Genomic DNA, 24,571 nt, shown 5'->3' on the forward strand with positions numbered 1-24,571 from the left:
GTGCAGAGCCACCCCGTAAGAACTGCGCGGCCCTATTCCAACTCGTCTCGAGGAGGAGCCCTTGGGCCGAACCCGCTCAAACTCGTCCTCGGCTGCTGCAAGCTGATTTCGAAGCGACCGCACCGCCAGCGTGTTTTCAGAGCTTGGGCGTTGCGCTTGGAGGCGGAGGCACAATTCCAACTCACGCCACAGATCGTCCCGAAGCTGGACCGCCGTCGCGCATTTGATTCGACAGGAGGAGCATCGAGCTTCGCAGCCTGGGGTGAGCCGGATCGCAATAGTGTTCGTTGTTCCGTTCCTCATCTGTTCTCAATGAGGGCGCGACGCGGAATAGGAAATAGGTAAAATGCTCGGCAGGAATTTTCTCTGTGGAAAAGTTCGGCGGGCTTAAGGCATCATGCTCACCGGCAGATCAGTAAGGCATAGCGCCGAACGGCATGATCGGCAGCGATCTGTGCGCAGGACAGGTCCGCGCCGCCGGCGGTGCAGCGGGCGACTGTGCGACCGTAAACGTCGGTGTCCGTTCGTTCACACTGCACCGGACCATTGGAAAGGAGCGCTCGGAGGTTTTCCTTGCTGGCGATGGGATCGCCTGGCGTGCATTCGCGGCCAGGCCGACAATGGCCCGGCATTTCGGGCGCATCGATGCCGGACAGGCGGACTCGCGTCGATCCGCAGCGAATCGTGTCGCCGTCGACAACGTGAGGGGAGGGGCATTGAAAAGTCGCGGCTTCCGAGGCGGGCGACTCCCAACCGACCGACTTGGCGATGATGACGCCGCCGAAGATCAACCCGAGCACAGCGAGTTTGACGATCCTTCTGTTGCTGCCCCAGGCGCGGCGTCTCGTCCGTTGAGGGGAACGATAGACCGGCTGATGCCGCGAAGGCTTGCGGTTCGTCGGTCGTCTTCTGAACTTGTGAACTTCCCCCATAGAGCGGGATATCCGATAGGGCAGTGCCCGACGCAAGCTCGACGTGATGCAAAAATGATTATGGACAGGGACTTAATCGTCGCTTTACGGACTGTTCGGTAATCTCGCACGTCTGTCGTGCCGATCGGCTCAGGGGGGAGCATGTCGAAGTCAAAGCTCTACGTCGCAATCGCGGCGCTCGTGGTGGTGCTGTTGGGCGCCGGTTGGTATTTCGGCTCGCCCCGTTGGACGCTGCACCAGATGCAGACGGCCGCGCAGGAGAAGGATGCCGACAAGCTGGCCGGCTACATCGACTTCCCCGCTCTGCGCGCTTCGCTGAAGGAGCAGATGAAAGCCAAGATGGCCGCCGAGATGATGAAGGTGAAGGACGATAATCCGTTCGCTGCCCTGGGCGCCGCGTTCGCCGTCAACATGGTCGACGGCATTGTCGAGGCGCTGGTGACGCCGACAGCGATGCGGGAAGTGTTCGCCAATGCGCCTGAGCCAAAGCCGGAAGAGGGCAAGATCGGCGTGCGTGTGAAGAATTTGGAGATGGAGCGGGTAGGGTTGTCGGAGTTCCGCCTGGTCAATCAGGAGGACAAGACCGGTTCGTCGCTCATCTTCAAGCGTGATGGACTGGGGTGGAAGATGACTGAGATTCGGGTGTCGACCGACGCATGAAACTCAGATTTGAAGCACGCTCGGCAGTCCGTTGGCGTCGCGCTAGGCGAAAAGTTCGTCAGCGTGAGAAGCGGCACGCGCGGCTAGGGGGAAAGCGGCGCTGGACGATGGCTAAGCGGCGGCCCAACGGTGAGTTCGTTCGCATCTTCGCACCAGAGGTGTTCGACCTTAACAACTTTGTGACGCGGACCCCTACGCTTCGTTTCTGTAAGTCAGTGCGAGATGAGTATCTCGTAAAGCGAAACAACGTGCTTCTAGATTTTAGCCGGACGCGACTATGCCGTGCGCCTGGAATGCTGGTTGCTGTCGCCGAGATAGATAGGGCGCAGCGCATGGGGCAGAGCCATCAGGCGATGCGATGCCGCTTGCCCATGGGGGAAGATGAAGAGGGGCAGATCGTACAGCAGGTCCTTGATCAAGTTGGCCTGCTGGAAAGATTGGAACACCCGCAGATTCATTCTGACAAATCGTCGTTTCATGACACCGTGCGCCGTTGGCGCTACGCGACCGGTACGCGGATCGATAACAGGCCGGGAGACGTGCTCTATGAATATGAAGGTCAGTTGACGCCTGCGCTGATCGAAAAAATGAATATCGGGCTGTCCGAAGCCGTGATCAACAGCCTGCATCACGCATATGCCCGCGAGCGCGCTGATGGGTGCGGCATGTTCAAGGAACGCCGCTGGTGGATGTTCACTTGTGAAGATGATGAAGGCCAACTGCATGTTCTCATATGCGACCTTGGGATCGGCATCGCGAGATCACTTTCGATGCCCGGCCGATGGGATCGCGCTCTGCTGAAAAAATTCGAGGAGTTCTTTACCGGTGATGCTCCCGATGTTCGCGCGATAAAAACCGCGCTGGTCATTGGGGAGTCATCAACTGGCGAGGAGCATAGGGGGAAGGGATTGCCCCAGATATGGAACGCTGTGCAGGAAAACGACGTTGGTGGCGTTGTGATTTTTAGCGGCCAGGGCCATGTTAGTCGCAGCATGGATACCGGCGAGCAGACGAGCGGATTTTATAGGAGCGAATTGCTTGGAACGTTGATATCTTGGCGAGTTCCGATAGGAGCGGCGGGCAGCGACTCGGATGGATGAGGGTATGATCAGCATTGCCACGGATTTTTCCCGCTCCCCAGCGGGCAGGTTCATTTCTGACGGTCCAAACTCCGGTGAGCGCTTCAGGCGCGACTTTCTTGTGCCGGGGCTTCAACGGCATGAACGATTACTGATTGATCTCGATGGTACACGCGGCATTGGCTCGTCATTTCTTGAGGAAGCATTTGGCGGGCTCGTACGCCTGGGCTTTTCTGCTAGCGACTTGATGAGGAAGTTAGCCTTCAAAAGCAGAGATCCTTCCTTGGAAACTGAAATTCGCAGCTACTGGAAATAACTATTCCAGAAGCAGAGGCGCTGCTCAAATTCTCATTTCTTTTCACCGCGATCGTCACGATCGCTGGGTGGTTCGTCGTCGCCCGCATGACGGATCGACGGGAATTCCGCAAAGAGGTGCGGGAGTACGTCAAAGATGCTAAATCTACATGCGAGGCTGTTCGCAAAGCGGCACATGAATATTGGCTTTTGTGCAACCAGAGGGCCGCGGGTGCGGCCGCCGTCACGCTAAAAGCGGAGGTCGGAAATCTCGCCCGCCACATACAGATCCTGACGACCCTCGGCTTGGATATCCCGAGCGATGTCATGGCTGATGTTCGTCAAGCAGCTACAGGCGGTGACTTCGAAAAGAAGGCACGAAAACGCACGCCGGACGATCAAGGGCGGATGGCCGATGTAGCTGGCAGCCTGCAGGATCTAGTTTCTGCCATCGACAACGCTTTCTATCGCCATTTTCAACCCAATCGCCGCCACCAATGGATGCGCTACATCCCTTTGCTCTCTGTGCTATTTGTCGCCAAAGACGGCTGATGCGTAGTTACGACGCGGTCTCCATCTTCACGTCGGTTGTGAGGCCACCCGCCTTGTCGAGCCGGTGCGTCAATTCCGAAATCAGCCATGTGGCCGCGTCGATCTCATCCTTTTAGCCGCTGACCTTTACGCGGGCTTCGGGGATGGCGTCGGCGCGGCTCAGCGAGAGTTCCATGTGTGGCCTCGCCAGTAGATAAGCCCGAATGAAAAAAATGGCCGCCCTCAAATAGAGGGCGGCCACCTGCACTGCGAAGACTGTGAAACTTCAGTGCAAAACAGAAGCTCAGAAGCGGTAGGAAACGCCGAGCGAAAGCTTGTTGTTGTCGACGCGGAGGCCGTTCGTGCCCAGATCGCTGTTCAGACCGGCACTGCCGAAGTCTTCGATCAGATACTCAACGCGGACCGAGGTCTGCGCGCCCAGGCGGGTTTCAAGGCCAGCGCCATAAACCAGGGCATCCTGCGTGTCCTTCGACGTGAAGCTGTCGACGCCGTCGTTGTAGCTCAGCTTGAACTTCGTCGACTGCCAGCCACCACGCGCGTAGATACCGGTGCTGTCGGAAAGCATCGTGCCGAGGCGCGCGCTCAGGCCGAAAGATTCACGAGCGCGGACCTTGCCACCGATGCTGTCAACGCCATCGGTGAGATTGATCGAGGCGCTGGCGCTCGACAGGTTGGCGTTCGCTTCAACGCCGAAGAAGATGCTGTTGGTCAGGGCATAATCATAGCCGACGTACAGGCCGCCGCCGACACCGTTCGCGCTGATCCCGTCGAACGACAGGTCGGCGAAGCCGAGGTCGGTTTCCTCCGCCTTGACTTCATAAGCGTCGCGGCTGATCTGAGCGCCGACGAACGGACCCGAAAAAACTTCAGCAAATGCTGGCGTGGAAGCGGCTGCAGCAATCATCGAGGCTGCAACAAAAAACTTCTTCATGTTTAAATCCCTCATTGAATATCGCAATATTACTCTGCGACCGCGCTATCTTTTATCTCATGCGCGTCGCGGCGCTTATCCATTTAAGGACTATATACGCAACGATATAAATCGCTGCCGCATCCTGTTGTTCTAGAAATGTTGCAGATTCGCCACACTCAATTTTAAGGAGCTGTCTCCATCTTCACATCGGTGGTGAAGCCGCCCGCCTTGTCGAGCCGGTGCGTCACTTCCGAGATTAGCCATGTGGCCGCGTCAATCTCATCCTTATAACCGCTGACCTTCACGCGGGCTTCGGGGATGGCGTCGGCGCGACCCAGCGCCAGCTTCATGTCAAAGGTCGCCGGTGCCCGCTTGAGCCGGTCCCGCTCCGCAATCGCCGCGCGCTTCGCCGACGCCTCGTCGGGATAGACCTTGCGCAGCTTCTTCGCGCCATCGGCCTTGCCCACGGTGAAGGTCTGCCGCTTCGCCCCCTTCTTGTCGTGCCAGCTGGCCGTCACGCCTTCCTGACCGTCCCGCTTCTGCCGCTGCCAATTATGGCGGTCGCCATCGGTGCGGCGAATCGTCAGTGTCGGCAGCGTCTTGCCGCTGGTGCTGGTGCCCGCGCCCTTCCGCGCGAAGATCAGATGCTTGTCCTTGATCGTCGCCACGGCGTCATTCTCCCGGCCAAGGCGGCGCAGGAATGCGATATCGCTTTCCCGGCTCTGGCTGATCGACTTGAGCGCGATCGACGCCAGATCCTTCGCCACCTTGAGCGTCAGGCCATTGCGGCCAGCGACGTCTTTCAACACCGCGCCCAGCGTCGTGTTCTTCCAGCTCTGTTCCCGGCGGTTGCGGATCTGGCTGGTGAAGTCGGCTGCGCGGGCCTTGATCGTGATCTGATCGGGTGGGCCGCTGTGCGAAACGTCGTCCACCTTGAAACTGCCCTTGTCGATCAGTCCGGTGGCGACGTCGCGGCCCTGTTTCCAGCCCAGCTGCACGGCCAGCACCGCGCCTTCTTTCGGGATCCCCAACATTCCATCCGTGTCACTCAGCACGATGTCCAGCTGATCGGCTTCATCGCCACGCTTTTCGGACAGGGAAAGGGAGACGAGGCGCGGGCGCAGCCGGTCCGACATATCCTTGCCGTCCAGCGTCACGCGCCAGTCCGCGATATTGCTGATCTGCTCGCTCATTTGGATGCCTGGGCGTTATTGGCCGCTGCCGGATCGTCCACGCGCAGCAGATCTATGCCGAAGTCGATGCGACGGGCGCGGCCATCGGACATCAGGAAGGCGTGCCGCTCATCAATCGCCGTGATGACGAAGTTGCCGTAGACGGTCCCCGTGCCGTCGACCAGCGGCAGCGCTTCGCCATCGTCCGCCATGCTGCGCAGATCCTCAAGCGATGCGCGGCCATCGGCGATTTCGGTATAGACGGATCCCGAAAGGCTGAACGCGTCATCGCCGGGGCCGGTGAACTGCGTCCCGTCGCGCGCGCCAACGCGCGGGGACCGGGCATGTTGCCAGCCCGACTTCCGCTGCATTTCATCATAGGGCAGCGTCCCGATCTCAAACAGGAACATGCCCAAAGCCATCAAGTGCATCTTACGTCCCCTTGTCAGTCGTCGGCGAAGCCGCGCCCGCGCCGATCGCGCTCGATCTGCTCGATCGCCTCGCGGACCTGCTCAGCGATGTCCTGCCCCTGGGCGCCGCCCGTCACGGTGACCTGGATGGTGTAATGGTTCTGCACGGCAGCGGCGGCGGGGCTGGTGGCTGGCTGTTGGGCCGCAGCGGGCGATGCGACGGCCATGGCCGCCCCGGCAGTGCCCACGCCGATCGCACTCGCCATCTGGCCGGACAGATCCATAATCCGCGGAATGACCGGGCTGGCCGCAAAGCCTTTCGTCATCCGGTCAGACAGTTCAGCGATGCGATCGAGCGGGCCGCCCGTATTGCTGGCAAGCCCCTGCTCCAGCCCGGCCATGACAAAGCCGCCCAGCCCTTCGAAAACGCGGGATGGCGAATGGATGCCCAGCTTTGACTTAAACCAGTTGGCGACGGAACTGGCCGCGCCGAGGATGGTGGATTTTAGCGCGCCGAGCATCCCGACCACGCCGTTAATCAGCCCTTGGATCAGGTTGCGGCCGATCTCGGTAAAATTGAGCGACTGGAGATAGGCCAGCGCGGGCATGAAGGCGCGGATCAGCAGACCGAGTGGGGAGAAGGTCAGGAAGGCATTGATCAGGAAGGCGATCGCGCCGCTGACCATGGCCTTGATGCTTTCCCACAAGCCGCCGAACCATGCCGAGATCGCACCCCAATTATCGTAGATTAGATAGGCCGCCGCCGCGACGGCAGCGATGGCCGCGACGATCAGCAGCAATGGCCCCAAGGCGATGCCCAGCGGCGCGGCTGCGGCGGTCAGGGCAGCGAAGGCCAGCGCGAGGCCGCCGAGCAGGATCAGCAGCGCGGCCCCCGCGCCCATGAAGACCATGATGCCCTTCGCCAGCACGGGATGTTCCTGTGCCCACCCACGGACCGCCACAGCCGCCGAGCGGATATAGCCGGACACCTTGACGACGGTGGGCAGCAGGGACTGGCCCATGGTGACGTTGAGCGCGGACAGGGCATTGCCCGCCAGCCCGGTCGCCCCTTCGGTGGTGGCGATGGCCGACAGGAATTCCTTGTTCATGGAGCCAGCATAATTGCTCCTGTCGCCGACCATGGCGAAGTTCGTTTTCAACTGGTCGAGACTGGTCAGCATCGGCGCAATCGCCGCGACGCTTTCCGATCCGAACAGGTCCGTGAGCATCCCGGCCTGCGCCTCCTTCGGCAGCTTTTGGATCCGCTCAAGGACGTTGGTGATCGCGCCGCCCGCGTCCCTCTGCATGTCCTTCGACATCTGCACGGCATCCAGCCCCAGCGCCTTGAACGCGGCCTGCTGCGATTTCGTGGCCGACGTGCCCTTGGTGAGCGCCAGCATCATGTTCTTGATGCCGGTCGCGCCGATCTCTGATTCCACACCGACGCTGGACAGGACTTGGCTCATGGAAGCGATCTGCGCCGCAGCGAGGCCGCCGACCTTCCCCAAGGGGCCGATCCGCGTCACCATATCAGTCACAGCGCCGACATTGCCGCCGAAACTGTTGGTCAGGGCGTTGATCTGATCGGCCAGCGCCACCACGCCATCCTGCGGCAAGCCGAACGCGGACCGCCACTTCGCCATGGTGTTGCCCGCATCTTCGGCAGTGCTGTCGAAGGCGACGCCCATTTTGGCTGCGTCTTCCGCGAATTTCATCAGTTCTTCGCGCGGGACGTTGGCGCGGCCAGCGGCGGCGAAGATCTGGGCAATGCCTTCCGCCGCCATCGGGATCCGCGTGCTCATCTCCAAAATGTCATTCGACATTTGGGCGAAGGCTTGGGGCGTCGGGAAATCGACCACCTTGCGGACATCGGCCATGGCGCTTTCCAGCGTCATCGCCTGTTTGGTCGCCATGACGATCGGCGCACCGGCAGCCGTGCCAGCGGCGACCATGCCGAGGCCCATGCCGGTCGCCTTCTGGCTTACTTCGGTAAGCTTCTCCGAATTGCGGTTGGCCTGGGCGACCTTCTCCAGCTGCGCGGTCTGTTGTTTAAGGGCGCGGTTCGCCTCTGCGGTGCGATTGGCGAGACGATCCTCATGCCCTGCAAGATCCATGACATCGACACCGGCGGCGGACAGCTTGGCGGACAGCTGCTGCAGTTCCGCGCCGCCGTGATTGAGCCGCGCCGCCAGCTGGGCGGACTGCTTTTCCGCCCGCTCGAATTCCATTCGCAGCTTCTTCGTCGGCTTTTCCGTCGCCTCCAGCTGGGCGCGCAGCTGCGTCAGCTTCCCCTGCTGCTCCTGATATTGGCGCGTATCGTTGGCAAAGCGCGATTCCGCAGACTTGTAGTTGCCGATCTGTTTCTGCAGCGCGCCCAGCGATTTCAGTTCATCCTGCGTTTTCGCCAGATCGCGGCGCGCGGCGGACGACGCGCCAGTGATGGATTTCAGGGGCGACGTGACCTTGTCCAGCGCCTCAAGGATGATCTGCAGCCGAAGGTTCTTGTCCGCCATTATCGCTTTCCGGGCTTTTCAGGGGGTTTCGATCGACGGGCGGCCTGTTCGCGCCAGCGCATCAGTTCGGACAGGTCCATGCTGTCCATGACGGCGGGCGACCAATGGAAGATGATCGCCACGTCCGCCATCGCGTCATCTACTGATCGAGGACAGCCGCACGCTGCGACTTCTGCAGCAAAAAACCGCCAATCTCCGCACCGCAGGCGAGCAAATCCGCCGGGTCCATATTGCCGACCTCTGCTTCGGTGAGGGTAGGCATGGAGATGCGCGGCAGGATCTTGGTGAGGCTGTCTACCTTCAGCTGGCCTAGATCGACCAGCGACAGGCCGCGTAGTTCGCCGGAACGGGGCTTGCGCAGCTTCAATTCCTCGATCGTTGTTTCGCCGCGCACGATCGGCGCGTCGAGGGTGACGGTGCGGAACAGGGGGGCAGTGGTTTCGCTCATGATGCTCTCCGAAAATTAGGGGAAAGCGGCCCGACGACGTGGGCCGGGCCGCTGGGAATCAGAACATGCCAGCGGAGGCGCGCAGTTCGGCGCTGCGATCCACGCCGTCCACGATGTCCACCATGTTGATGGGGTCTTGCTCGATCAGAGTGCGTCCGTTCCAGACCAGCTTGTAATAGGCGACAGCCATCGTGATGCCGAATTCACCAGCCTCGCCCACTTCCTGATCTCCTGGGTCGATCTCGGAATAGCGCCCCCGCACGATGACTTCGATCGTGTCGATCGCGCTGCTGTCGTCCTGCTGATAGGAACCGGCGAAGCGTAGGTAGACACCGTCCACCGTGGGCGTTCCCCATTGGCGCAGGACATCACGGACCGGGCCACCGAACGACGCGGACAGTTCCATGGCTTCCATGCCCATGTCGATCTGGATTTCGCCGCTCATGCCGCCGCCGCGATAACCCTCCATCTTGCGGGTCAGCTTCGGAAGGGTGACGGTCTTGACTTCGCCGCCATAGGCGAAGCCCTCGTTGTAGAAATTCATGTTCTTGAGGATGCGGGGCAGTCCCATCGCTGACTCCTATGTATTGAGGGGATGAAGGCGGGGCGGGATCAGACCGTTTCGGCCAGCTGGCTCGCAAAGTCGGCGAAGTAGGCGTCCGTGATGCGCTGGTTGAAGCCCAGATCTTCCAGCGGCGGCGGTACGGTGTAGTTATAGTCGATGCGCAGCTTGCCCGCCTTGAGGCTGGCCGTGCTGTTGTTCGCCTCATCGAACCATGCGTTCGCGCCAAGGATGATCCCCTGCGCCTTCAACTGGCGGAAAAAACCGTTGATCGTCTCGATGATGTCCTTGGCCAGCGCGGGGGTCAGGGGCTTGTCGATCGCCCACATCATGCCGCTGACGATCGTATCGGCGAGCAGCTGCGCCACGCGCACGGTGCTTTCGAAGGCGAACAGGCTTTCCGCCTCTGCCGTGGTGCGGTTGCCCCAGAAGCGATAGCCGGTATCGGTGCGGACCAGTGCGGTCACTTCCGCCGCATTGAGCAGCCCCGCTTCGCTGTCCTGATCCTCGATATCCCAATGAATATCCTTGGTCAGGCCCACGACGCCCTGCACGGGGATGTTCGACAGGGTTTTGTGCGGGCCGGTTTGGGTGTCGATCAGCGCGCGCAGGCCCATGGCGCGCGCGGCGGCATAGCTGGTGACATTGGCATCCGCCGTCGTGTCCCAGGCGACGAAGTCAGGCATCAGCAGCATGAGTTCGCGCGCGCTGAAATTGGCGCGATAGAGCACGGCGCTGGCGACTGTTTCACCGATCGCGCGGGCATAGGCAAAGCCGCGCAGCTTCTGCGCCACCACGGCCAGCGCAGCGGTCACTGCCTGCGTTTCGAGGCCGGGAGTGCCGAGGATCTTCGGCTTGACGCCCAGCTGCGCCTGTGCGGCCAGCAGCGCCTGCATGCCGGTCTTCTGGCCCTCGGCGTCGGTGGTGCCGATGACATTGCTCGCAGTCTCGGCTGCGTCCGCACCTTCCTCCACACGGACCACGACGACAACCGGACGGGTCTGGTCCGCAATGGCCCGCAGCGACTTCGCCAGCGTGCCCAGCACGCCCGCTTTGCCGATGGCGGTTTCAATGTCCGTAATAAGTGCGGGGCGATCGAGCGGGAAGACGGCGGCGTCGGCATCGGAGGCCGTGGCGACCAAGCCGATGATGGCGGTGGAAACGGCGGTCAGCGTGCGAGCGCCGGTTTCGATCTCGGTAACGGTGATACCATGCTTGAACGACATGACAGGCTCCTTGGGCTAGAGAGTGAGGGGCAGGACGAGGCGAGCGCGAGCGTTCGCGGCGGCGGTGTCGGTCCGGTCCGCGTCGATGGTGATGGTGGCATTGCCGGGCCGATCCCCGGCGGCGAGGCTGACCCGGCGCAGGCGCAGACGGTCTTCATTGCGCGAGATCGCCACTGCCGACGCCGCATAGACACGCAGAATGTTCGTGGGGGTCATGGGCTGGTCGATCAGGTCAGGCAGCAGGGAGCCATATTCGCGGCGGCCCACGCGCGTGCCAATCGGCGTCGAAAGGATATCGGTCACCGACTGTTTGATATGTTCGAGCCCTTCCAGAACCTTGCCGGAAGATCGCGCCATGCCCGCCATCAGACCGGCGCTCCGGTCTGGGCAGTGCCAGCCTGCACACCGCCATGCTTGTGGCCCTTGAGGCTTTTGCCGCCGCCGACAACATCAGTGGTCGCGGTCACAGTGCCGTTCACTGTCACGTCGCCATTGATCGTCATGCCGCCGGGGGCGTCGATCGTGGCCGTGCCGCCTGCGGGCAACGTCACAGCAAGGGCATGGCTCGCATGGTTATAGCTGAACGACGCGCCATCGGGGAAATCCATCTGAACCACGTCGGGGTCGTTGGAAGGCGGCGGGTTAGCGTCAGAAAAGAGACCGAGAACGACCAGCCCATTCTCCAGATCGCCCTCCGGGGCCAGCACCACGCACTGTTCGTCCACCGAGGGCGGCGACCAATAGCGCGTCCCGCCCGCGCGCTGGGCGACCCATGGCAGTTCGCCAGTGGTCAGATCGCCCAGCGTGACGGTGCAGGTGGCATTGGCATAATCGACAGAGGCGATGACGCCATACTGGATCGCCTCGCCGACCTGCTGTTCGGGATCTTGGGTCTTGGCCATGCGCGGACCATGGCGCGCACGCTTCCCGCTTTCGCGTCCCTGCATTTGGACAGGCTGCTATCCAAATGCAGGGCGTTGCCGGTTACGGGCTGACGACGGTCGCTTCCCTAGCGAAGCCGCAACGCCCTTGGCGCCTGTCAGGACGTCATGCGAACGGTTCGTCTTCCTCATGATCCAACGAAAGGCCGAAATCTTTAACTACCACATGACCATTCGCGTCGGTTTCGGTATTGTTCATGACGCCTTCCGGGTATTCCCAAATGCTCCATGTCAGGTCACCCAGATCGGGGTGCGAAACCGTCGCAGAGTAATGATGCTCCGCGCCCATATTGCGATCCTCTGATTCGCAATCCCAATCCAGTTCATCGCGGCTGATCGAAAATTCCTCGCCCGTCTCACTGTGGCGAATAATGGCGTTCCCAACTACATTCGGCGTCATCAACTTCCCTCTTATGTTTCAGCGCATTGAGCGCGCGCCCAGATATGGGGCGCGACACTCAAATGCGAAAGAGGGTCAGCGGTCGTTCGCGGGCAGCTGAAAATTGCTGATCAGAACTTCCCCGGCCTTGGTGGGCTTGCCGCCGACGCTGTAGGTCGTGTCGATCGCGGCGATGGAGAAGGCGGCGAAGGTTTCGCGCACGCCGTCATTGTCGTTGAGCGACATCAGGAACCGGCCTTTGATCCCGGCCAGCTGCTCGGCCAGCGCGGCGAAGTCGGCACGGCTGAAAACGTCGGGTCCATAATCGCGTTCGCAGGCCCAATAAGGCGGGTCGAGGTAGAACAGCGCGCCTTCCCTGTCATAGCGGCGGATGAAATCGGCATAGGGCAGGCGCTCGATGACGACGGATTGCAGCCGTTCGTGGACGTCGGCCAGCAACGGCTCGATCTTGCTGATGTCGAACCGGGCAGGCGAGGCCGCATCCACGCCGAAACCACGGCCCTTGACCTTGCCGCCAAAGGCGAGGCGCTGGACGTAGAGGAAGCGGACCGCGCGCTGCAGATCCGTCAGGCGGTCAGGATCCTGACCCAGCAGCCTCTCGAACTCGGCGCGGCTTGCCACGCGGAATCGCAGCATGTCGACCAGATAGGGATAATGCTCGGCGAGGCAGCGAAAAAGCGTCACGACGTCGCCGGAAATATCGTTGATCGCTTCGGCGCGCGGGCGGCGCGACCGGCGCAAGAAGATGCCGCCCATGCCTACAAATGGCTCGGCGTAACTGCTGTGCGGGATGCTGTCGATGATGGCACAGATCCGCCTGGAAAGATTGCGCTTTCCGCCGATGTAACCGGCGACGGGCGAAACGGGACGGATGAGAACAAAAGGGGTGGACATGTTGGAAATCCTGCACGATGTCCCTCCATGGCTCGGCCACGGAGGGAACTCGAAATGGGCAGGCGCGCTGCCCTGAGAGTGCGAGTGCAGGCTCGCGGCTTTGAGGATGTGGGGACATCCAAAGCCCCCTCCGTAAAGGGGGATCGGCGGCGTTCATAGCCGCCGCTGGTCATTATTCGGCGGGTTCTTCCGCTGCTGGCAGTTCGCGTTCCGGCTGCGGCACGGTAATGACGCCGAGGCCGATCTTGTGCGCGACGCCACGCGCCACATCCTCGACGCGGGCCTTCGTCCCAACCTTGTCATAGGTGCCGTCGTCTTTCAGCACCGCGTTGACGTCCCGCTTATGCTCGATTTCGCCGCTGGTGAAGGTTACGGGAACCGCGCGCGTGTCCGCGTTGAAGGTTCCGATTTTATAGGTCAGTTCGGTCATGCTTTATCCTTGCTGGATGTTGAAAGATTTCAGCGGCCTTTCGCTCTCCATTCATAACCGCCGCCGGTATTGCCGCTTGTTTGCGATTGGAAAACAGCCTGAAAGCTGCTCAACGTCTTCGCGCCGCGTTGACACCATATGTCGTTGCTGGTGCTGCCTGCCGGATTGATCGCTGTGACCTGGACATTGACCGACGCCAAATCTGTGAACGGGATAGGAAAGCTTTGCGCAACCGGCCCTTCGCCGAATGTTCCCGTAACGGTTCCCCATTGCTCGATGATGCCGTTGGGCGTCTTTTCCCAATAGCCGTTAGCGTTGCTGCCAAAGGAAAAATCAGCAGACCGAGCGTAAGCCGAACCATCCAGGCCGTCGAGCAGATCGGCGTCGAGGCCGGACCCAGCGCCATCGCTGGCGCCGTCCCAAACCCGAATGCCGTTCAGCCACATGGATGAAGCATAAAAGTCATGGGCGCGGCCGGGTCCACGAAGAACAGCGGCGATCTGCCTTCGATCCGCAGTCCTAGACCCCGAAGCCGTGGTCTGGATAACAAGAGCGCTTGAGCCATCCGCAAGAATATCGGTGGTTACATTCGTCAGCGTTATGTCGTTTTCGTTCTTATAATCCAAGAAGGCGTGCGCAGCGCGCGATGAATTGCCGTAAGTGCTCTTGATGGCGAACCCAGCATATTCGGCATTGTAGCCGACAGTCACGAATCCCGTGAAATTATCGCCTGCCTTATTGGCGGGCGTATACCCCAAACGCTGCGGGATGTTGCTGTAATAGCTGCCGTCCTGCCCATCGAGCAGATCGGCGTCGAGGCCGGAACCTGCACCATCATTCCCGGCATGCCAAAGCTGATTGCCGTTCAGATACATGGCGGTGGCGTAGAAATCATGAACGCGCCCCGGCCCGCGCAGATAGGCACCTACTGAACGGCGATCAGCCGTCCGACTACCCGCAGGCGTGGAGGCAAAGGCGAATGTCGTGCTGCCGTCAGTATTGCCAAGCGTCTGTAAACTGCTGGTGGTGATGTTGTTCTCGTTGACGCATTCAACCGAGAAATTGCCGATTGCGCTCGATGACCCTTGATTGTTGCGCAGGAAGAACAGCGTCCAATCCTGATTGTTGGCGATGCCGGTATTGTTACCCTGAAAAAAGGTTCCCGCGACCTTGGCAAAAGCGGTGCTGTCCTGCCCGTCGAGCAGATCGGCGTCGAGGCCGGAACCGGCGCCATCATTCGCTGCGCCCCAAAGCGTACCCTGCACCGCTGTCGAAGCACTGCCGCCGTTGGTCAGTGTCAGGCCGTTGACAAAGGATGAGACGAAATTGTCCGTGGTATATTGCAGCGCGAAACCGCCGCCGCTGCCAACGGCGTTAAGGCCGATTGCGCGCCACTTATAGTTGCCGGTGCCCGAAAAATGCAGTTCCTGACTGCCATTTTTTGCAATCGCCATCGTGCTGGAGAAGGTGTCGCCCGCCTTGTTCGCGGGCGTATATCCCAAACGCTGCGGGACGTTGGTGTAATAGCTACTGTCCTGCCCATCGAGCAGATCGGCGTCGAGGCCGGATCCCGCGCCATCATTTCCAGAATGCCAGATAGTGCTGCCCATGAAAAACATGGCCGAAGAATTCACGGTGAGCGCATTGATGCGACGGTCAACCGTTCTCGATCCCGCAGAGGTAAGGGAAACGTTCCATGCCGAGGAACCATCGGCATTCATGTCAAATGTCATGTTTCCGGATACGATGCCGTTTTCGTTCAACGCATCAAGGAAGACACTGGCAGTCTGGCTGCCGCTGCCATAGTCATTCTGGATAGCTTGGCCAGTATATCGATTGCTATACCGAATTTTGGTGTATCCCGTGAAAGTGTCGCCTGCCTTATTGGCGGGCGTGTACCCCAACCGCTGCGGGATGTTGCTGTAATAGCTGCCGTCCTGCCCATCGAGCAGGTCGGCGTCGAGGCCGCTACCAGAACCGTCCTGCGCTAGCAGCCAGCCAAGAATGGCGGCCTTGGCTGCGGCGGGAGTGAGAGCGCGTAGCGCGTCAATGCCTGTCTGCGCTTCCCCCACAGTTGCCAGCTCCACCACGCCCTGCATTTCAGTAGTGGCGGGAGGATTGAGAAAATTGGCGTCGCCGAAGGTCAGCATGGCGGCGGCCACGTCGGCAAACTGGACGTCGATCGCCAGCAGCATCATGGCCTGCGCCGACTTCTCCAGGATGACGCCCGCCTGCCCGTAAATGGCTAAAAGCGTGCCATCGGCCAGATAGAGCGCAAAGCTGCGGACCGTGAAGACATCGGCGCTTTCATCGCGCACGATCAGGTGGATCGTGTCGTCGGCCACGACATCACCGGAGATCGTGGCCACGCGCTTATATTCACCGGGCAGGGCCGTGATGCCCACGCCGGGAACGACGGCGGTGGCGGTCAGACCGACCTGCGCGATGGTGACGGGCGCTGTGCCGGTGTTGGCGGCATTCACAAGCGCGGCGCGGCCCGCGTTGGTGACGATAGCGGTAAGGGCCATGATTCCTCCGGTCAGGCCGCCGGTGCCATGCAGGACAGGCGGGCGTAGATGGTCGGGCGAACAGCCGCGATCAGGCCGATGCGGGCCTTGGCGGTGATGCCTTGGGTGAAGGTGAAGTGGCTGCGCACAGGCTTGGCGCGGCTGACTTCCGCGATGACCTGATCGACAAAGGACGCCGATGCGGGCGCGCCGTTCTGATCAAGGTTGAGGACAAGGTTGAAAGTGTGCGGATCGCCCTTCGGCTCCATCTGCCACCATTCGCGGATTGCGACCGAACCGCCGAAACTCTGGACGACGGAGCGAACGGACGCGGCGGTGCCCTTCTGCCGGGCAATTACGATGGCCTTGCGGACGCGCTCGCGCTTGATCCCTTCCGGCCAATCACTTGACCAGTTGTCGAGGGACAGGCCCCAAGCGAGCCACGGCAGCAGGTTGATGGGGCAGTTGGATGGCGACCAGACTTCCCTGACCAGCACGGCGATATCGAGCAGGCGGGCAATGACCTGCTCCAGCGCCTTTTCCAGATCGGTCGAGGCGGGGGGCAGAATGGACGGGTAGGTCATTCGCCCGTGCCCGCGTAGCTGAGCGTGATGCCGGTGCAGTAGGGAGCCTGCTCGCGCGAGATCACGATGTCCGCAGCCGGGGCGGTCAGGACGACATTCTGCACGCCCTCGACATGCAGGGCGGCGAAGATGCCCGACCGGGTGATGTCGCGGCCAAGGCGGTGGCTGGAGGCGACATAATCATCCAGCTTGGCGCGGGCCGCGTCGAGAACCACGCTGCCATCGGGGCCGCTGAATGTCGTGATGGTGGCGTTGACGTTGTAATTGACGATCGCTGCGGACTGAACCGTCACGAAGTCGGTCAACGGGCGGCGCGTTTCGTCGGAAACATAGGCCGCGACGGTGGCGATCAGCCCGGCGGATGCCACGCCAGATCCGGTGCGGGACAGGACCGACACCAGCACTTCGCCGGGGTCGGGGCTGGTCGCGCTGGCGTCCAGCACATCGGGATCCGCCGACAGGGCGTGGAAGATATAGGCCCCTTCCGGCCCGGCGACGGAATAGCCTTCAGGAGCCAGCACCATGCGGCGGCGGAAATCGGCGTCGCTTTCCATGACAGCCGGGATCCCCAGCACCGTGTCCGCCGGGGTGATGGTCAGGCGGGCGATGCCGAACAGCGCGGCGATGTTGTCGAGATCCGCGCCCACGGCGTAGGCAGGCATGACGGCGCGGGCTGCGTCGTTGACGCGCTGGCGCAGCAGCTGGGCGAAATAGGCAAAGGTCTGGAGCAGCTTGGAAGCCGGATCGCTGTCCCGGCTCACAAATTCCGGCATCAGCGTCTGCATGTGTGCGACGGCTTCCGCGTAGATCGTCTCGAAATCTAGCGGATCAATGACGTCCGGCGCGGGAAGGCGCGACAGATCAACGGCGGTGAAGGTTGCATCGGCCATGGCCGCCATGTCGGGCGGCGATCAGGGCGCGCGCTACTCCCTGCATTTGGACAGGCGGCTATCCAAATGCAGCGCCGTTCAGCGTCCGCAAGCTTTCCACACGGCGAGCATCATGTAAAAGCCGTCCAATGGATCTCAATAATCGAAGGTGCCCTTTAAACGCCCGCCAACAGAAGCTTGTGGCGTCGGCAATGCCGCCAGCGTTCGCGTTCGCTTTTTGGGCAATCATTATCCTGTTGGTGATGTTGGCCGTCGCCACGGCCACGAAAAAGGGAAATCCATTTACAGACTTCTTCACCGCCTTCGGCGCGGTGGGACAGGTCGCATTCGCCTATATGGTTTGGCGTCTTGGCCGCGAACAATTCGCATATATAAAGCAGTCAACCGAAAGGCAGATGCGCATAGACACATATGGGATCAAGAAGTCGATTTCTGACCAATTCCTTGGCCTCTATGATGCTGCAGAGGCACAAGCCAGCTTTGGCGAGGATTTCCAGCCTCCATTTATCGAAGACTGGTATAGCTTGGTCGGCGATGCGGAATCTGTATTTTCGTGGCAGGTGACCGAGCCGATGCTAAGGCTTGCGGCCAAGCTGGACGATTTGCAGCCGAACAGCGCGTTTCTTGCCAAAGTCAAACTCGATCATCCAGAGGACATTGCGGCGCAGCAGTCAGCGATGAAGGCAAATTGGGAAGAAATAAGCACCCTTCGCTTTGCGGCATGGCGAGCATTATATCTTGAACTCACGCTCAACGATCACGCTGTTAGCTAGACTGAGTTTGCAATCTGCAAATAGAGCAGATCGAGTAGCTGCTCTCTATCCGCCGCCGTTGCGCCGAGCAGTTCGCGCTTGGGATAGGGCACGGCCTGCGCCCGCAGCGACGGCTTGTCGCGCAGGCCATATTGGTGGACGCCCGCGATCTGGGACACCTTCCCGGAAAATCCGACCCAGAAGCCCTGATCATCCGTGCCGGTGCGCAGGAATCGCCCGCTCGCCAAGCGCCGGAACATGGCGCGGCGACGCAGGCCGCCACGGCGGCGCAAGCTGCTACCGCCCGCGTTGCGATGCTCCTCCGGGACCGGGAGCCATTTCACGACCTTGTCGAACTCGAATGAGCGGATGCCCCCGGCCTCAATATCGAAGCCGGTCATCATGCGGCCTGTCGTCCAGGCGAAGCTTTTCATGATGACCTTGCGCGGCTCGCCGCCGCCGCCCGATGGATAGAGGAAGCAGGTCGCGCCCCGTCCCGACACCGGCGGGGCCTTTTCCTTGCGCGCCTCGAATTTCGAGCCGTCAGGCTGTCGCTGGGCGGCGATGCGCTCGCGCTGGCTCTGCGCCAAAGTGCGGGCCATGCGGCGCATGAGGGCTCGGCGCTGGCCTGATGACAGGCTGCGGATCAGCGCCCCGGCGATGCGCTCCACTTCGGCCAGATCTTCGGTCATGCGTCGGGCGGGATCGCCGGGGTCAGATCGGCGTTGGGATCGGAGGTTTCCACCAGCAGTTCGGTGTTGCCGAAGCCTTGCAGGAACGACGCCGTGACGCCGTCGAAGGCATCGTTGAAATTCGGTTCCGCCGGGTGCTGGACGTCATAGCCACTGCCATCTTCGCGGGGCAGGACCAGCACGGTTTCAGTCAGGTCGATCGAGATCAGGATGTCGGACGCCTCGCTGTCGAGCAGTTCGGCTTCAAAGCTGAAGGGCTGTCCATCGGTGCGGCGCAGCAGCTGGGGTTGTTCCTTCTCGATCCATGCCAGCATTGGCACCATGATCGTGTCCGCATCGCCCGCGAAATCCCATATCCCGACCTTGAGCGTATAGGCATAGACGAACGACAGCGTGCGGGACTGGCGTGTGCCGATCTGGCCGCCTTCCACATAGATTTGGAGGCGGTCAGGGTGCGTTTTCAGATCGGGCAGGAAGGCGGTGAGCCATTGCCGCAGGCTGTCGGCCTTGCGCATCGTCAGTCGGCCTTTCCGTTCGCCATGCGCGCTTGCGCCTGTAACTCGATCAGGGTGGCGCGGATCTGGCCCGCGACATCATAGATGTTGGTGAGACTGCCGAGGCATTGCGCCCCGGCCATCTCGCCCGCTTCATTGCGCTGGACTGTCGGCAATCGGGCGGGTGTCGCCAGCAATGCCCCAGAGATCTTCGCTGTTGGCCGTTGCTGCGGCGCGGTCGAGCAGGCCGACGCCGTCAGCATCAATGCACAGATTGCGATAGACCGGCTTTTCAATGACCTTCTGCGTTTCATTGTAGATTTCCCTGACGTTGCCCTGCCGGGCATATTCCTTGGTCTGCGCGGCCTCGCTCATGGCGTCGATCTGACCCTGCAGCTTCCTGCGCTCGGCCTCCCGCGCGTCGTCGGCGCGTTTCTGCGACGCCTGTTCCTGCGCGTGTCCCACGCTGTTGCCGTAGAAGAAGCCACCAATTCCTGCGGTGCAGGCGGCCAGCGCGGCGGCCATGGCGAGGTGCGATTTCCCGATCATGCCAGCAGCCCCTTGAAATAGGCCCGGCGCGAATAGGTCAGCACGTCCTTGCGCAGCCGACCATCACGATAGCTGACATGGATCCACCCGCTGTTGGGCTGGCCCCTCGTGTAATTTTCGAGGATCAGCTGGTCGAAGGCCATGCGGTCGCGGATGAAGCTGGCGACCGTGACGTTATCGACGCCGGGGATCTCGAAATCGGCGGCTTCGCCCTGCGCGTGCTGGCTGCTCACGGCCGAACCGACGGCGAGGCACAGCTTGGGCGAGCGGAAGCCCGACGTGAGGTGGATCGGCTTGCCGAAATGGGCGCGCAGCGGCTCCAGCACCTTGGCGCAAAGCAGCTGCATCGCCGCGATCTGACGCGCGCCGGGGACGTTGGCGATGCCCTGAGCCGTCGCGGTCGCGGACGCGGTGAATTCGGCCAGGCTAAAGTTGGGGGACAGCTGCATGGATCAGTCCTTGTTGGGCAAGAAGCGGTCAGCGAGGCGGCCCGGCACGCTGGTCAGCGTGTCGATCGCGGCCTTGGCGATGCGGGGGGTGGCGTCGAAGGCGAGCAGCGCGACGGCGAACGCGATCGACTGCGCGGCGAAGTGGTTCCAGCCAGTCACGGCGATGATTGCGATGGTCGCATAATAGCTGACCGTCGATCCAACGACCCACTGGAGGAAACGCTGGCGGAAAGGCAGGGCAGGCTTCCATGCCTGCGCGACGGCGGAACCGATCAGCGAGGGCGTCAGGGAGCCGACCAGATCAGCCGTGGATTCGAGGATAGTGCGCAGGTCCATGGATCAATCCCAAAGCTGAATGAGGGGACGCACGCGGGTCGCGCTTGCGTCGGCGGTCGCGGGCACGATTACGATCGTGCCGAGGGGTAGGATGGGGCCAAGGTCGGCGAGGCCCGGATTGGCGTCGCAGACGCGGGAGATTTCGCTGGGGCCTAGTCCGGCATCGCGCCACAGCAGCAGGTCTAGCTTGTCCCCTGACCGGGCAACAAGGCGCTGCTCCGACGCCATCAGATCAGATCCACGACGGTCCGCGTGACGCCCAGCATGTCGCGGACCGCGTGCATCGCATCGCGCCGCAAACTGCCGATCGCCGTGGCGGCGTCGTTGCCTTCCGCGCCGCCCGCCGCCGTGGTGTCGAAATCGGGATGCCGCTCGATCAGTTCGGCTTTGGCATAGAGGGCGATGGCGCGGTGATAGCGGACCGACTGGACGCTTTGGCCGCCCAGCTGGGGCGCGGGCACGGCGGCGAGCGTGGCATGGCCTGCGGCGTTGGAATCCGCCGCGAATGCGCGCAGGTCGATTTCCACGGTCATGATCGCGGCAAGGATGGCGGCGCGCAGGCGCGCGGGCGTGATGCTGGTCGGGATCCTTGCGGCCTCGCGGACAGCCGCCGGGTCGATGTTCGGAAAAAAGCCGTCGTTGATGACGGGCGTTTCTTCCACCGAGGGCTGCTCAATCTCGGACGCGGACGGGCGGGCGACGAAGCTCATGCCATTCCCAATCGGGCGATGAAGGCCATGCTGGCGAAAACGACAAAGGCCCAGCCCGCTGCCGCGCCGACGTCGAGGATCAGGAAGATAGGCAGGACGATCCGATAAGCTGGTGACAGGCGGATGCGATCGGGCAAATAGGGCGCGATCATCTGGGGATTGCGGACGACGCACCAGATCCGCTCGAAACAGAAGAGCGCCGACAGCACGGCGCAGAGGGCGAAAACGGCAATCAGCGCCAGATTGAAAAAGGACATGACTTCCTCCGATTTCGGCCCACCGGCTTACAGGGGTGAGGATCGGGGCAGAGTGCGGCCCTACGGCTCGAAAGCCTCCCGCATCGCGCGATCCGCCCCTGAGCGCCGGGGGCGAGCCTGTCAGGCGGCGGTGCCGCCCTGTTCGTTGTCTGTGGCGGGCGCGGCGGCGGTGATGGCCGCCAGCAGCTTGTTCGCCCGCTTGACCTTGTCCTTGACGCCGATGCGGTCATGCAGGCGCTGGGCTTCGGTGAGGCTCGCCAGCGCCTGTTCCAGCAGCGGCTTGGCGTCTTCGGCGGGCGCGTCTTCACCTCGGTCGAGCAGTTCGATGCCGATCGCCTTGAACAGCTTGGCGCGCACCGGATCATGAATATCGCTAAGCTCGCTCAGGCCTGCGACCGCGCGCAACGCATCTAGCGAGAAGCTCTCATTGCTATTCTGCGCCTTGATCGCGGCATCGGCGATCTCTTCGACGATGATGGTGGCGGCATCACGCTGATAGCGCGAAGGCATGGGCACATTGTGCCGCAGCACAAATTCGGCGAGGCTCAGCGCGTTATCATAGTCGCCGACGTCGATGAGCCAAACCATGCAGGTCGGCAGGACTTCAGCAGCAAGCCCGGTGCCCACGCCAGCATCGGCGGCAAGGATCCCGGCGACCCAATCACGATAGTCGGGCAGGACTTCCCGCTTCACCGCAATCTTGTGGTCGATGGACTTGATCCCCTTGAGGCGGCGCAGGTCATGCGTCAGGCGAAGGCCGATCTGGGCGGCAGCGCGGTCAGCGGGAGAAGCGTTGGCCGCCCCTGCTGCCGGGAGAGTATCGGCAGCAGGGGTGGCATCCGCTCCACCATCGGGAGCGGACGCAACAGTCTTGGCAGCAAGGATCCTGTCCCTGTGGCGGCGAGCGAGGCTCATGTGCGTGTCCTGTCAGATGGAGGGATTACGGGAGCGGGGCGGGAGAGACCGGCAATCAGGCCGGTTTCTTGCCCATCACGACGTTTTCGACCAAGGCGCAGCGGCCATAGTCTTCCACGACATAGGCTTCGTTGACGCTCTCGTAGTTCTCGATCTGGTCGAGCGCCGGTTCGTCCTTGATCTGGCGGCGGCGAGTTTCTTCCTGCCAATAGATCGACAGGTTATCGAGGCTGGTGATGAGCATCGCGTCTTCGGGGAAGAAGGGCACGATGACAGCGCGCTTGCCCGCCAGCTGCTTGGGCAGGGTCAGGATGCGATGCGCCGCCTCATGCTCGGTGGCGGTGTCGCCCGCTGCCTGGAGCAGATTGGCGTACTTGTCCTTCACCAGCTTCCAGCCGACGATGACGACAAGGTCCGTGTCGCTACGGTGCCACGGATCAAGCAGATCCAGCGCGTCGAAGGCAAGCGCGTCGAGGTTTGCGAAATCGGCGTCGGCGGTGTCGACGTTGGTGGCGTCGGCATCGACCACTTCGACCCCGGCGGCGACATAGATGGCTTTGGTCGGAGCGGTGGACAGTGCGCCGTCGTCCAGTACGCGCTCTTCGGCATGGGTGCGGATCTTGTGCAGCCAGCCTTCATTGACGTCCTGCAGCAGCGGGTTCACGCCGACGTTGGTGGCAGCGGCGGCGGACGTGCCGTTGAAGCCGATCATGATGCGGTCGCGGCCCTGCTGTTTCAGGATCACGTCGCGCAGCAGCGTCTGGAATTCCGGCTTGTGCCGCCAAGCGTCCAGCTTCGCATATTTGATCGCATGGTCGAAGTTGGTCTGCTTGCAGAAATAGCCGCCGTCGTCCGTGGTATCGGTCGGATCGGTGGGCGTGCGGCGCGTGCCGCCTGCGGTGTTGGTGCGGCTCGCCAGCGGGCGCGTGACGGTGACGCCGACCTTCTGGCCGGACTGTTCGGGCACGCCGACGACGTTGATCTGGCTCAGGAACTCGCTCGATTCCTGAATTTTTTCTTCCAGCTTCTGCTCCACGACGGGCGCGACGCTGAACTTGACGGTGGCGTCGGCGACGCTGTTCAGCAGAGCGATCTGGCTGACATAGGCCGTGAAAAGAAGGCGGGTCTCATTACGCATGTGCGTTGGCTCCTGACGGGACTGGGGCGGGGCGGTGGTTCAGATGGGTCGGGCGATCAGCAGTCCGTGACGACGCCACCATTGCCGCCGGTGGCGGGTGCGCGCTTGAAAGTCTGGGGCTGCTCGGTCGTTTCGAGCTTGGTCTTGAGCGCGGCCAGTTCCGACTGAAGGCCGGTAACTGCATCGCTGACCGGCTTCACGGCGGCGGCGATCTGGTCGCCGATGACCTTGCCGAACGCCGCGACGTCGATGCTGTTGTCGTTGGCGGGCTTGGGCTGCTGCGGAGTTTCCGGTTCGTCCTTCTTCTCCTTGGTGAAGAAACTGGCGAGGCCGCGTGCGATACTTTCGCCTAGGCTCTGGCCGCTGACAGGCTCCGCGACCAGTTCGATCTCCGTTTCGTGCGCGGACGAAAAGACGTTCGAGCGGGATTTTACCGCGAATTTCAGGGCTTCGGTGCCGAGCGACGCGGGCATGTCCGTGACGGCGAGCCCGACCAGATAAGCCTTGCCCTCGCCCGCGAAGTCCGGGTGGATTTCGCAGCTGGTGAACAGCTTTTGCCCGGCCTTGTTGATCTCGACCAGCTGATCGTTCGCATCGATCTCGGCATAGAGCGCCAGCAGCGTCTTCTTTTCGCCGTTGATGGTGAGGTCGATTTCTTCGGTCTTGAGCGAGAGGACCGAGCCGTAGGCGTTGAAGGGCTTGTCCGGGCTGTAACCGGCAATATGTTCGCAGTTGATCCGCGCAGTGTAGGTCGCCGGGTCATAACTGGCCGCCATCTGCTCCAGCCATTCGCGCTGAATGACGCGGCCATCGACGGTCGCACCTTCGACTGCGACGCGGAAAAACTTGCTCTTTGCCATGATCGGTCCGGT

33 protein-coding genes are annotated in these 24,571 nt (G+C 61.9%); 5 read left to right on the plus strand and 28 right to left on the minus strand.

Going from position 1 to position 24,571, the window contains the following annotated elements:
• Positions 1-401: 401 nt before the first annotated feature.
• A complete protein-coding gene (locus tag ACWNC0_RS12530; protein WP_449471972.1) occupies positions 402-800 on the minus strand; it encodes a thermonuclease family protein in 399 nt (132 codons plus the stop codon).
• Between the two features lie 273 nt (positions 801-1,073).
• Between ACWNC0_RS12530 and ACWNC0_RS12535 the strand changes: the two genes are divergently transcribed.
• From ACWNC0_RS12535 to ACWNC0_RS12550, 4 genes are all read left to right on the plus strand, one after another.
• A complete protein-coding gene (locus ACWNC0_RS12535; RefSeq protein WP_449471973.1) occupies positions 1,074-1,592 on the plus strand; it encodes a DUF2939 domain-containing protein in 519 nt (172 codons plus the stop codon).
• 332 nt (positions 1,593-1,924) lie between these two features.
• Positions 1,925-2,692, plus strand: coding sequence for a hypothetical protein (locus ACWNC0_RS12540; protein ID WP_449471974.1), 768 nt, complete (start codon positions 1,925-1,927; stop codon positions 2,690-2,692).
• A gap of 4 nt (positions 2,693-2,696) precedes the next feature.
• A complete protein-coding gene (locus ACWNC0_RS12545) occupies positions 2,697-2,987 on the plus strand; it encodes an STAS-like domain-containing protein (RefSeq protein WP_449471975.1) in 291 nt (96 codons plus the stop codon).
• An 86-nt stretch (positions 2,988-3,073) separates the two neighbouring features.
• On the plus strand, positions 3,074-3,517 hold the full coding sequence (locus tag ACWNC0_RS12550; RefSeq protein WP_449471976.1) for a hypothetical protein: 444 nt from the start codon (positions 3,074-3,076) through the stop codon (positions 3,515-3,517).
• A 283-nt stretch (positions 3,518-3,800) separates the two neighbouring features.
• Here the strand turns inward: ACWNC0_RS12550 and ACWNC0_RS12555 are convergent, their stop codons facing one another.
• The 16 genes from ACWNC0_RS12555 to ACWNC0_RS12630 form a co-directional block, all read right to left on the minus strand.
• Entirely contained in the window at positions 3,801-4,448 is a 648-nt protein-coding gene (locus tag ACWNC0_RS12555; RefSeq protein ID WP_449471977.1) for an outer membrane protein, read from the minus strand.
• A 164-nt stretch (positions 4,449-4,612) separates the two neighbouring features.
• Positions 4,613-5,623: a contractile injection system protein, VgrG/Pvc8 family gene (locus tag ACWNC0_RS12560; RefSeq protein ID WP_449471979.1), complete on the minus strand. Its 1,011-nt coding sequence runs from the start codon at positions 5,621-5,623 to the stop codon at positions 4,613-4,615.
• Positions 5,620-6,033 (minus strand): phage tail protein, encoded by a 414-nt coding sequence (locus ACWNC0_RS12565; protein ID WP_449471980.1) that lies wholly within the window; start codon positions 6,031-6,033, stop codon positions 5,620-5,622. Before ACWNC0_RS12565 ends, ACWNC0_RS12560 begins: the two co-directional genes overlap by 4 nt.
• Before the next feature lie 14 nt (positions 6,034-6,047).
• Positions 6,048-8,525, minus strand: a complete 2,478-nt coding sequence (locus ACWNC0_RS12570) for a phage tail tape measure protein (protein WP_449471982.1) — start codon at positions 8,523-8,525, stop codon at positions 6,048-6,050.
• Complete coding sequence (locus tag ACWNC0_RS12575) at positions 8,525-8,656, minus strand: GpE family phage tail protein (RefSeq protein ID WP_449471983.1); 132 nt, start codon at positions 8,654-8,656, stop codon at positions 8,525-8,527. Before ACWNC0_RS12575 ends, ACWNC0_RS12570 begins: the two co-directional genes overlap by 1 nt.
• 8 nt (positions 8,657-8,664) lie before the next feature.
• Complete coding sequence (locus tag ACWNC0_RS12580; RefSeq protein WP_449471985.1) at positions 8,665-8,973, minus strand: phage tail assembly protein; 309 nt, start codon at positions 8,971-8,973, stop codon at positions 8,665-8,667.
• Positions 8,974-9,031: 58 nt separating this feature from the next.
• Positions 9,032-9,544: a phage major tail tube protein gene (locus tag ACWNC0_RS12585; RefSeq protein ID WP_449471986.1), complete on the minus strand. Its 513-nt coding sequence runs from the start codon at positions 9,542-9,544 to the stop codon at positions 9,032-9,034.
• Positions 9,545-9,585: 41 nt separating this feature from the next.
• Positions 9,586-10,761: a phage tail sheath subtilisin-like domain-containing protein gene (locus tag ACWNC0_RS12590; protein ID WP_449471987.1), complete on the minus strand. Its 1,176-nt coding sequence runs from the start codon at positions 10,759-10,761 to the stop codon at positions 9,586-9,588.
• 15 nt (positions 10,762-10,776) lie between these two features.
• On the minus strand, positions 10,777-11,118 hold the full coding sequence (locus tag ACWNC0_RS12595; protein ID WP_449471989.1) for a GPW/gp25 family protein: 342 nt from the start codon (positions 11,116-11,118) through the stop codon (positions 10,777-10,779).
• Between the two features lie 8 nt (positions 11,119-11,126).
• Positions 11,127-11,663: a phage baseplate assembly protein V gene (locus tag ACWNC0_RS12600; protein WP_449471991.1), complete on the minus strand. Its 537-nt coding sequence runs from the start codon at positions 11,661-11,663 to the stop codon at positions 11,127-11,129.
• A gap of 145 nt (positions 11,664-11,808) precedes the next feature.
• Positions 11,809-12,105: a hypothetical protein gene (locus tag ACWNC0_RS12605; RefSeq protein WP_449471992.1), complete on the minus strand. Its 297-nt coding sequence runs from the start codon at positions 12,103-12,105 to the stop codon at positions 11,809-11,811.
• Positions 12,106-12,177: 72 nt separating this feature from the next.
• Positions 12,178-12,996 (minus strand): DNA adenine methylase, encoded by an 819-nt coding sequence (locus ACWNC0_RS12610; protein ID WP_449471993.1) that lies wholly within the window; start codon positions 12,994-12,996, stop codon positions 12,178-12,180.
• Between the two features lie 172 nt (positions 12,997-13,168).
• A complete protein-coding gene (locus ACWNC0_RS12615) occupies positions 13,169-13,426 on the minus strand; it encodes a hypothetical protein (RefSeq protein WP_449471994.1) in 258 nt (85 codons plus the stop codon).
• A 29-nt stretch (positions 13,427-13,455) separates the two neighbouring features.
• Complete coding sequence (locus ACWNC0_RS12620) at positions 13,456-15,954, minus strand: gp53-like domain-containing protein (RefSeq protein WP_449471995.1); 2,499 nt, start codon at positions 15,952-15,954, stop codon at positions 13,456-13,458.
• 11 nt (positions 15,955-15,965) lie between these two features.
• The gene (locus tag ACWNC0_RS12625) at positions 15,966-16,517 is read right to left on the minus strand and encodes a phage tail protein I (protein ID WP_449471997.1); all 552 of its coding nucleotides are present in this window, start codon (positions 16,515-16,517) and stop codon (positions 15,966-15,968) included.
• Positions 16,514-17,407, minus strand: coding sequence for a baseplate assembly protein (locus ACWNC0_RS12630; RefSeq protein ID WP_449471999.1), 894 nt, complete (start codon positions 17,405-17,407; stop codon positions 16,514-16,516). Before ACWNC0_RS12630 ends, ACWNC0_RS12625 begins: the two co-directional genes overlap by 4 nt.
• A 128-nt stretch (positions 17,408-17,535) precedes the next feature.
• Here ACWNC0_RS12630 and ACWNC0_RS12635 point away from each other — a divergent pair, with 128 nt between their 5' ends.
• Positions 17,536-18,180 (plus strand): hypothetical protein, encoded by a 645-nt coding sequence (locus ACWNC0_RS12635; protein WP_449472001.1) that lies wholly within the window; start codon positions 17,536-17,538, stop codon positions 18,178-18,180.
• Here the strand turns inward: ACWNC0_RS12635 and ACWNC0_RS12640 are convergent.
• From ACWNC0_RS12640 to ACWNC0_RS12690, 11 genes are all read right to left on the minus strand, one after another.
• On the minus strand, positions 18,177-18,851 hold the full coding sequence (locus tag ACWNC0_RS12640) for a phage virion morphogenesis protein (RefSeq protein ID WP_449472003.1): 675 nt from the start codon (positions 18,849-18,851) through the stop codon (positions 18,177-18,179). The genes ACWNC0_RS12635 and ACWNC0_RS12640 overlap by 4 nt on opposite strands.
• Positions 18,848-19,366 (minus strand): phage tail protein, encoded by a 519-nt coding sequence (locus tag ACWNC0_RS12645; RefSeq protein WP_449472005.1) that lies wholly within the window; start codon positions 19,364-19,366, stop codon positions 18,848-18,850. Before ACWNC0_RS12645 ends, ACWNC0_RS12640 begins: the two co-directional genes overlap by 4 nt.
• Before the next feature lie 132 nt (positions 19,367-19,498).
• Positions 19,499-19,894, minus strand: coding sequence for a hypothetical protein (locus ACWNC0_RS12650; RefSeq protein WP_449472007.1), 396 nt, complete (start codon positions 19,892-19,894; stop codon positions 19,499-19,501).
• The gene (locus tag ACWNC0_RS12655; RefSeq protein WP_449472008.1) at positions 19,891-20,343 is read right to left on the minus strand and encodes a D-Ala-D-Ala carboxypeptidase family metallohydrolase; all 453 of its coding nucleotides are present in this window, start codon (positions 20,341-20,343) and stop codon (positions 19,891-19,893) included. The genes ACWNC0_RS12650 and ACWNC0_RS12655 overlap by 4 nt, the downstream gene beginning before the upstream one ends.
• A 3-nt stretch (positions 20,344-20,346) precedes the next feature.
• Positions 20,347-20,679 (minus strand): hypothetical protein, encoded by a 333-nt coding sequence (locus ACWNC0_RS12660; RefSeq protein ID WP_449472010.1) that lies wholly within the window; start codon positions 20,677-20,679, stop codon positions 20,347-20,349.
• Positions 20,680-20,682: 3 nt separating this feature from the next.
• Positions 20,683-20,907, minus strand: a complete 225-nt coding sequence (locus ACWNC0_RS12665) for a tail protein X (RefSeq protein WP_103001272.1) — start codon at positions 20,905-20,907, stop codon at positions 20,683-20,685.
• Positions 20,907-21,389: a head completion/stabilization protein gene (locus tag ACWNC0_RS12670; RefSeq protein ID WP_449472011.1), complete on the minus strand. Its 483-nt coding sequence runs from the start codon at positions 21,387-21,389 to the stop codon at positions 20,907-20,909. Before ACWNC0_RS12670 ends, ACWNC0_RS12665 begins: the two co-directional genes overlap by 1 nt.
• Positions 21,386-21,646 (minus strand): hypothetical protein, encoded by a 261-nt coding sequence (locus tag ACWNC0_RS12675; RefSeq protein WP_449472013.1) that lies wholly within the window; start codon positions 21,644-21,646, stop codon positions 21,386-21,388. The genes ACWNC0_RS12670 and ACWNC0_RS12675 overlap by 4 nt, the downstream gene beginning before the upstream one ends.
• A gap of 120 nt (positions 21,647-21,766) precedes the next feature.
• Positions 21,767-22,561 (minus strand): phage terminase small subunit, encoded by a 795-nt coding sequence (gene gpM / locus ACWNC0_RS12680; RefSeq protein WP_449472014.1) that lies wholly within the window; start codon positions 22,559-22,561, stop codon positions 21,767-21,769.
• A 55-nt stretch (positions 22,562-22,616) separates the two neighbouring features.
• Positions 22,617-23,699 (minus strand): phage major capsid protein, P2 family, encoded by a 1,083-nt coding sequence (locus ACWNC0_RS12685; RefSeq protein WP_449472016.1) that lies wholly within the window; start codon positions 23,697-23,699, stop codon positions 22,617-22,619.
• Between the two features lie 56 nt (positions 23,700-23,755).
• Positions 23,756-24,559 carry a GPO family capsid scaffolding protein gene (locus ACWNC0_RS12690; protein ID WP_449472017.1) on the minus strand — a complete coding sequence of 268 codons (804 nt, stop codon included), beginning with the start codon at positions 24,557-24,559 and terminating at the stop codon, positions 23,756-23,758.
• Positions 24,560-24,571 lie beyond the last annotated feature (12 nt).

The sequence above is a fragment of the Sphingobium chungangianum genome, from assembly GCF_977014255.1.

What these genes read in the sequence shown, in the direction of transcription:
- ACWNC0_RS12535 (WP_449471973.1), top strand. Translation starts at nt 1,074, where the DNA reads ATGTCGAAGTCAAAGCTCTACGTCGCAATCGCGGCGCTCGTGGTGGTG.
- ACWNC0_RS12540 (WP_449471974.1), top strand. Translation starts at nt 1,925, where the DNA reads ATGGGGCAGAGCCATCAGGCGATGCGATGCCGCTTGCCCATGGGGGAA.
- ACWNC0_RS12545 (WP_449471975.1), top strand. Translation starts at nt 2,697, where the DNA reads ATGATCAGCATTGCCACGGATTTTTCCCGCTCCCCAGCGGGCAGGTTC.
- ACWNC0_RS12550 (WP_449471976.1), top strand. Translation starts at nt 3,074, where the DNA reads ATGACGGATCGACGGGAATTCCGCAAAGAGGTGCGGGAGTACGTCAAA.
- ACWNC0_RS12555 (WP_449471977.1), bottom strand. Translation starts at nt 4,448, where the DNA reads ATGAAGAAGTTTTTTGTTGCAGCCTCGATGATTGCTGCAGCCGCTTCC.
- ACWNC0_RS12560 (WP_449471979.1), bottom strand. Translation starts at nt 5,623, where the DNA reads ATGAGCGAGCAGATCAGCAATATCGCGGACTGGCGCGTGACGCTGGAC.
- ACWNC0_RS12565 (WP_449471980.1), bottom strand. Translation starts at nt 6,033, where the DNA reads ATGCACTTGATGGCTTTGGGCATGTTCCTGTTTGAGATCGGGACGCTG.
- ACWNC0_RS12570 (WP_449471982.1), bottom strand. Translation starts at nt 8,525, where the DNA reads ATGGCGGACAAGAACCTTCGGCTGCAGATCATCCTTGAGGCGCTGGAC.
- ACWNC0_RS12575 (WP_449471983.1), bottom strand. Translation starts at nt 8,656, where the DNA reads ATGGCGGACGTGGCGATCATCTTCCATTGGTCGCCCGCCGTCATGGAC.
- ACWNC0_RS12580 (WP_449471985.1), bottom strand. Translation starts at nt 8,973, where the DNA reads ATGAGCGAAACCACTGCCCCCCTGTTCCGCACCGTCACCCTCGACGCG.
- ACWNC0_RS12585 (WP_449471986.1), bottom strand. Translation starts at nt 9,544, where the DNA reads ATGGGACTGCCCCGCATCCTCAAGAACATGAATTTCTACAACGAGGGC.
- ACWNC0_RS12590 (WP_449471987.1), bottom strand. Translation starts at nt 10,761, where the DNA reads ATGTCGTTCAAGCATGGTATCACCGTTACCGAGATCGAAACCGGCGCT.
- ACWNC0_RS12595 (WP_449471989.1), bottom strand. Translation starts at nt 11,118, where the DNA reads ATGGCGCGATCTTCCGGCAAGGTTCTGGAAGGGCTCGAACATATCAAA.
- ACWNC0_RS12600 (WP_449471991.1), bottom strand. Translation starts at nt 11,663, where the DNA reads ATGGCCAAGACCCAAGATCCCGAACAGCAGGTCGGCGAGGCGATCCAG.
- ACWNC0_RS12610 (WP_449471993.1), bottom strand. Translation starts at nt 12,996, where the DNA reads ATGTCCACCCCTTTTGTTCTCATCCGTCCCGTTTCGCCCGTCGCCGGT.
- ACWNC0_RS12615 (WP_449471994.1), bottom strand. Translation starts at nt 13,426, where the DNA reads ATGACCGAACTGACCTATAAAATCGGAACCTTCAACGCGGACACGCGC.
- ACWNC0_RS12620 (WP_449471995.1), bottom strand. Translation starts at nt 15,954, where the DNA reads ATGGCCCTTACCGCTATCGTCACCAACGCGGGCCGCGCCGCGCTTGTG.
- ACWNC0_RS12625 (WP_449471997.1), bottom strand. Translation starts at nt 16,517, where the DNA reads ATGACCTACCCGTCCATTCTGCCCCCCGCCTCGACCGATCTGGAAAAG.
- ACWNC0_RS12630 (WP_449471999.1), bottom strand. Translation starts at nt 17,407, where the DNA reads ATGGCCGATGCAACCTTCACCGCCGTTGATCTGTCGCGCCTTCCCGCG.
- ACWNC0_RS12635 (WP_449472001.1), top strand. Translation starts at nt 17,536, where the DNA reads ATGGATCTCAATAATCGAAGGTGCCCTTTAAACGCCCGCCAACAGAAG.
- ACWNC0_RS12640 (WP_449472003.1), bottom strand. Translation starts at nt 18,851, where the DNA reads ATGACCGAAGATCTGGCCGAAGTGGAGCGCATCGCCGGGGCGCTGATC.
- ACWNC0_RS12645 (WP_449472005.1), bottom strand. Translation starts at nt 19,366, where the DNA reads ATGCGCAAGGCCGACAGCCTGCGGCAATGGCTCACCGCCTTCCTGCCC.
- ACWNC0_RS12650 (WP_449472007.1), bottom strand. Translation starts at nt 19,894, where the DNA reads ATGATCGGGAAATCGCACCTCGCCATGGCCGCCGCGCTGGCCGCCTGC.
- ACWNC0_RS12655 (WP_449472008.1), bottom strand. Translation starts at nt 20,343, where the DNA reads ATGCAGCTGTCCCCCAACTTTAGCCTGGCCGAATTCACCGCGTCCGCG.
- ACWNC0_RS12660 (WP_449472010.1), bottom strand. Translation starts at nt 20,679, where the DNA reads ATGGACCTGCGCACTATCCTCGAATCCACGGCTGATCTGGTCGGCTCC.
- ACWNC0_RS12665 (WP_103001272.1), bottom strand. Translation starts at nt 20,907, where the DNA reads ATGGCGTCGGAGCAGCGCCTTGTTGCCCGGTCAGGGGACAAGCTAGAC.
- ACWNC0_RS12670 (WP_449472011.1), bottom strand. Translation starts at nt 21,389, where the DNA reads ATGAGCTTCGTCGCCCGCCCGTCCGCGTCCGAGATTGAGCAGCCCTCG.
- ACWNC0_RS12675 (WP_449472013.1), bottom strand. Translation starts at nt 21,646, where the DNA reads ATGTCCTTTTTCAATCTGGCGCTGATTGCCGTTTTCGCCCTCTGCGCC.
- gpM (WP_449472014.1), bottom strand. Translation starts at nt 22,561, where the DNA reads ATGAGCCTCGCTCGCCGCCACAGGGACAGGATCCTTGCTGCCAAGACT.
- ACWNC0_RS12685 (WP_449472016.1), bottom strand. Translation starts at nt 23,699, where the DNA reads ATGCGTAATGAGACCCGCCTTCTTTTCACGGCCTATGTCAGCCAGATC.
- ACWNC0_RS12690 (WP_449472017.1), bottom strand. Translation starts at nt 24,559, where the DNA reads ATGGCAAAGAGCAAGTTTTTCCGCGTCGCAGTCGAAGGTGCGACCGTC.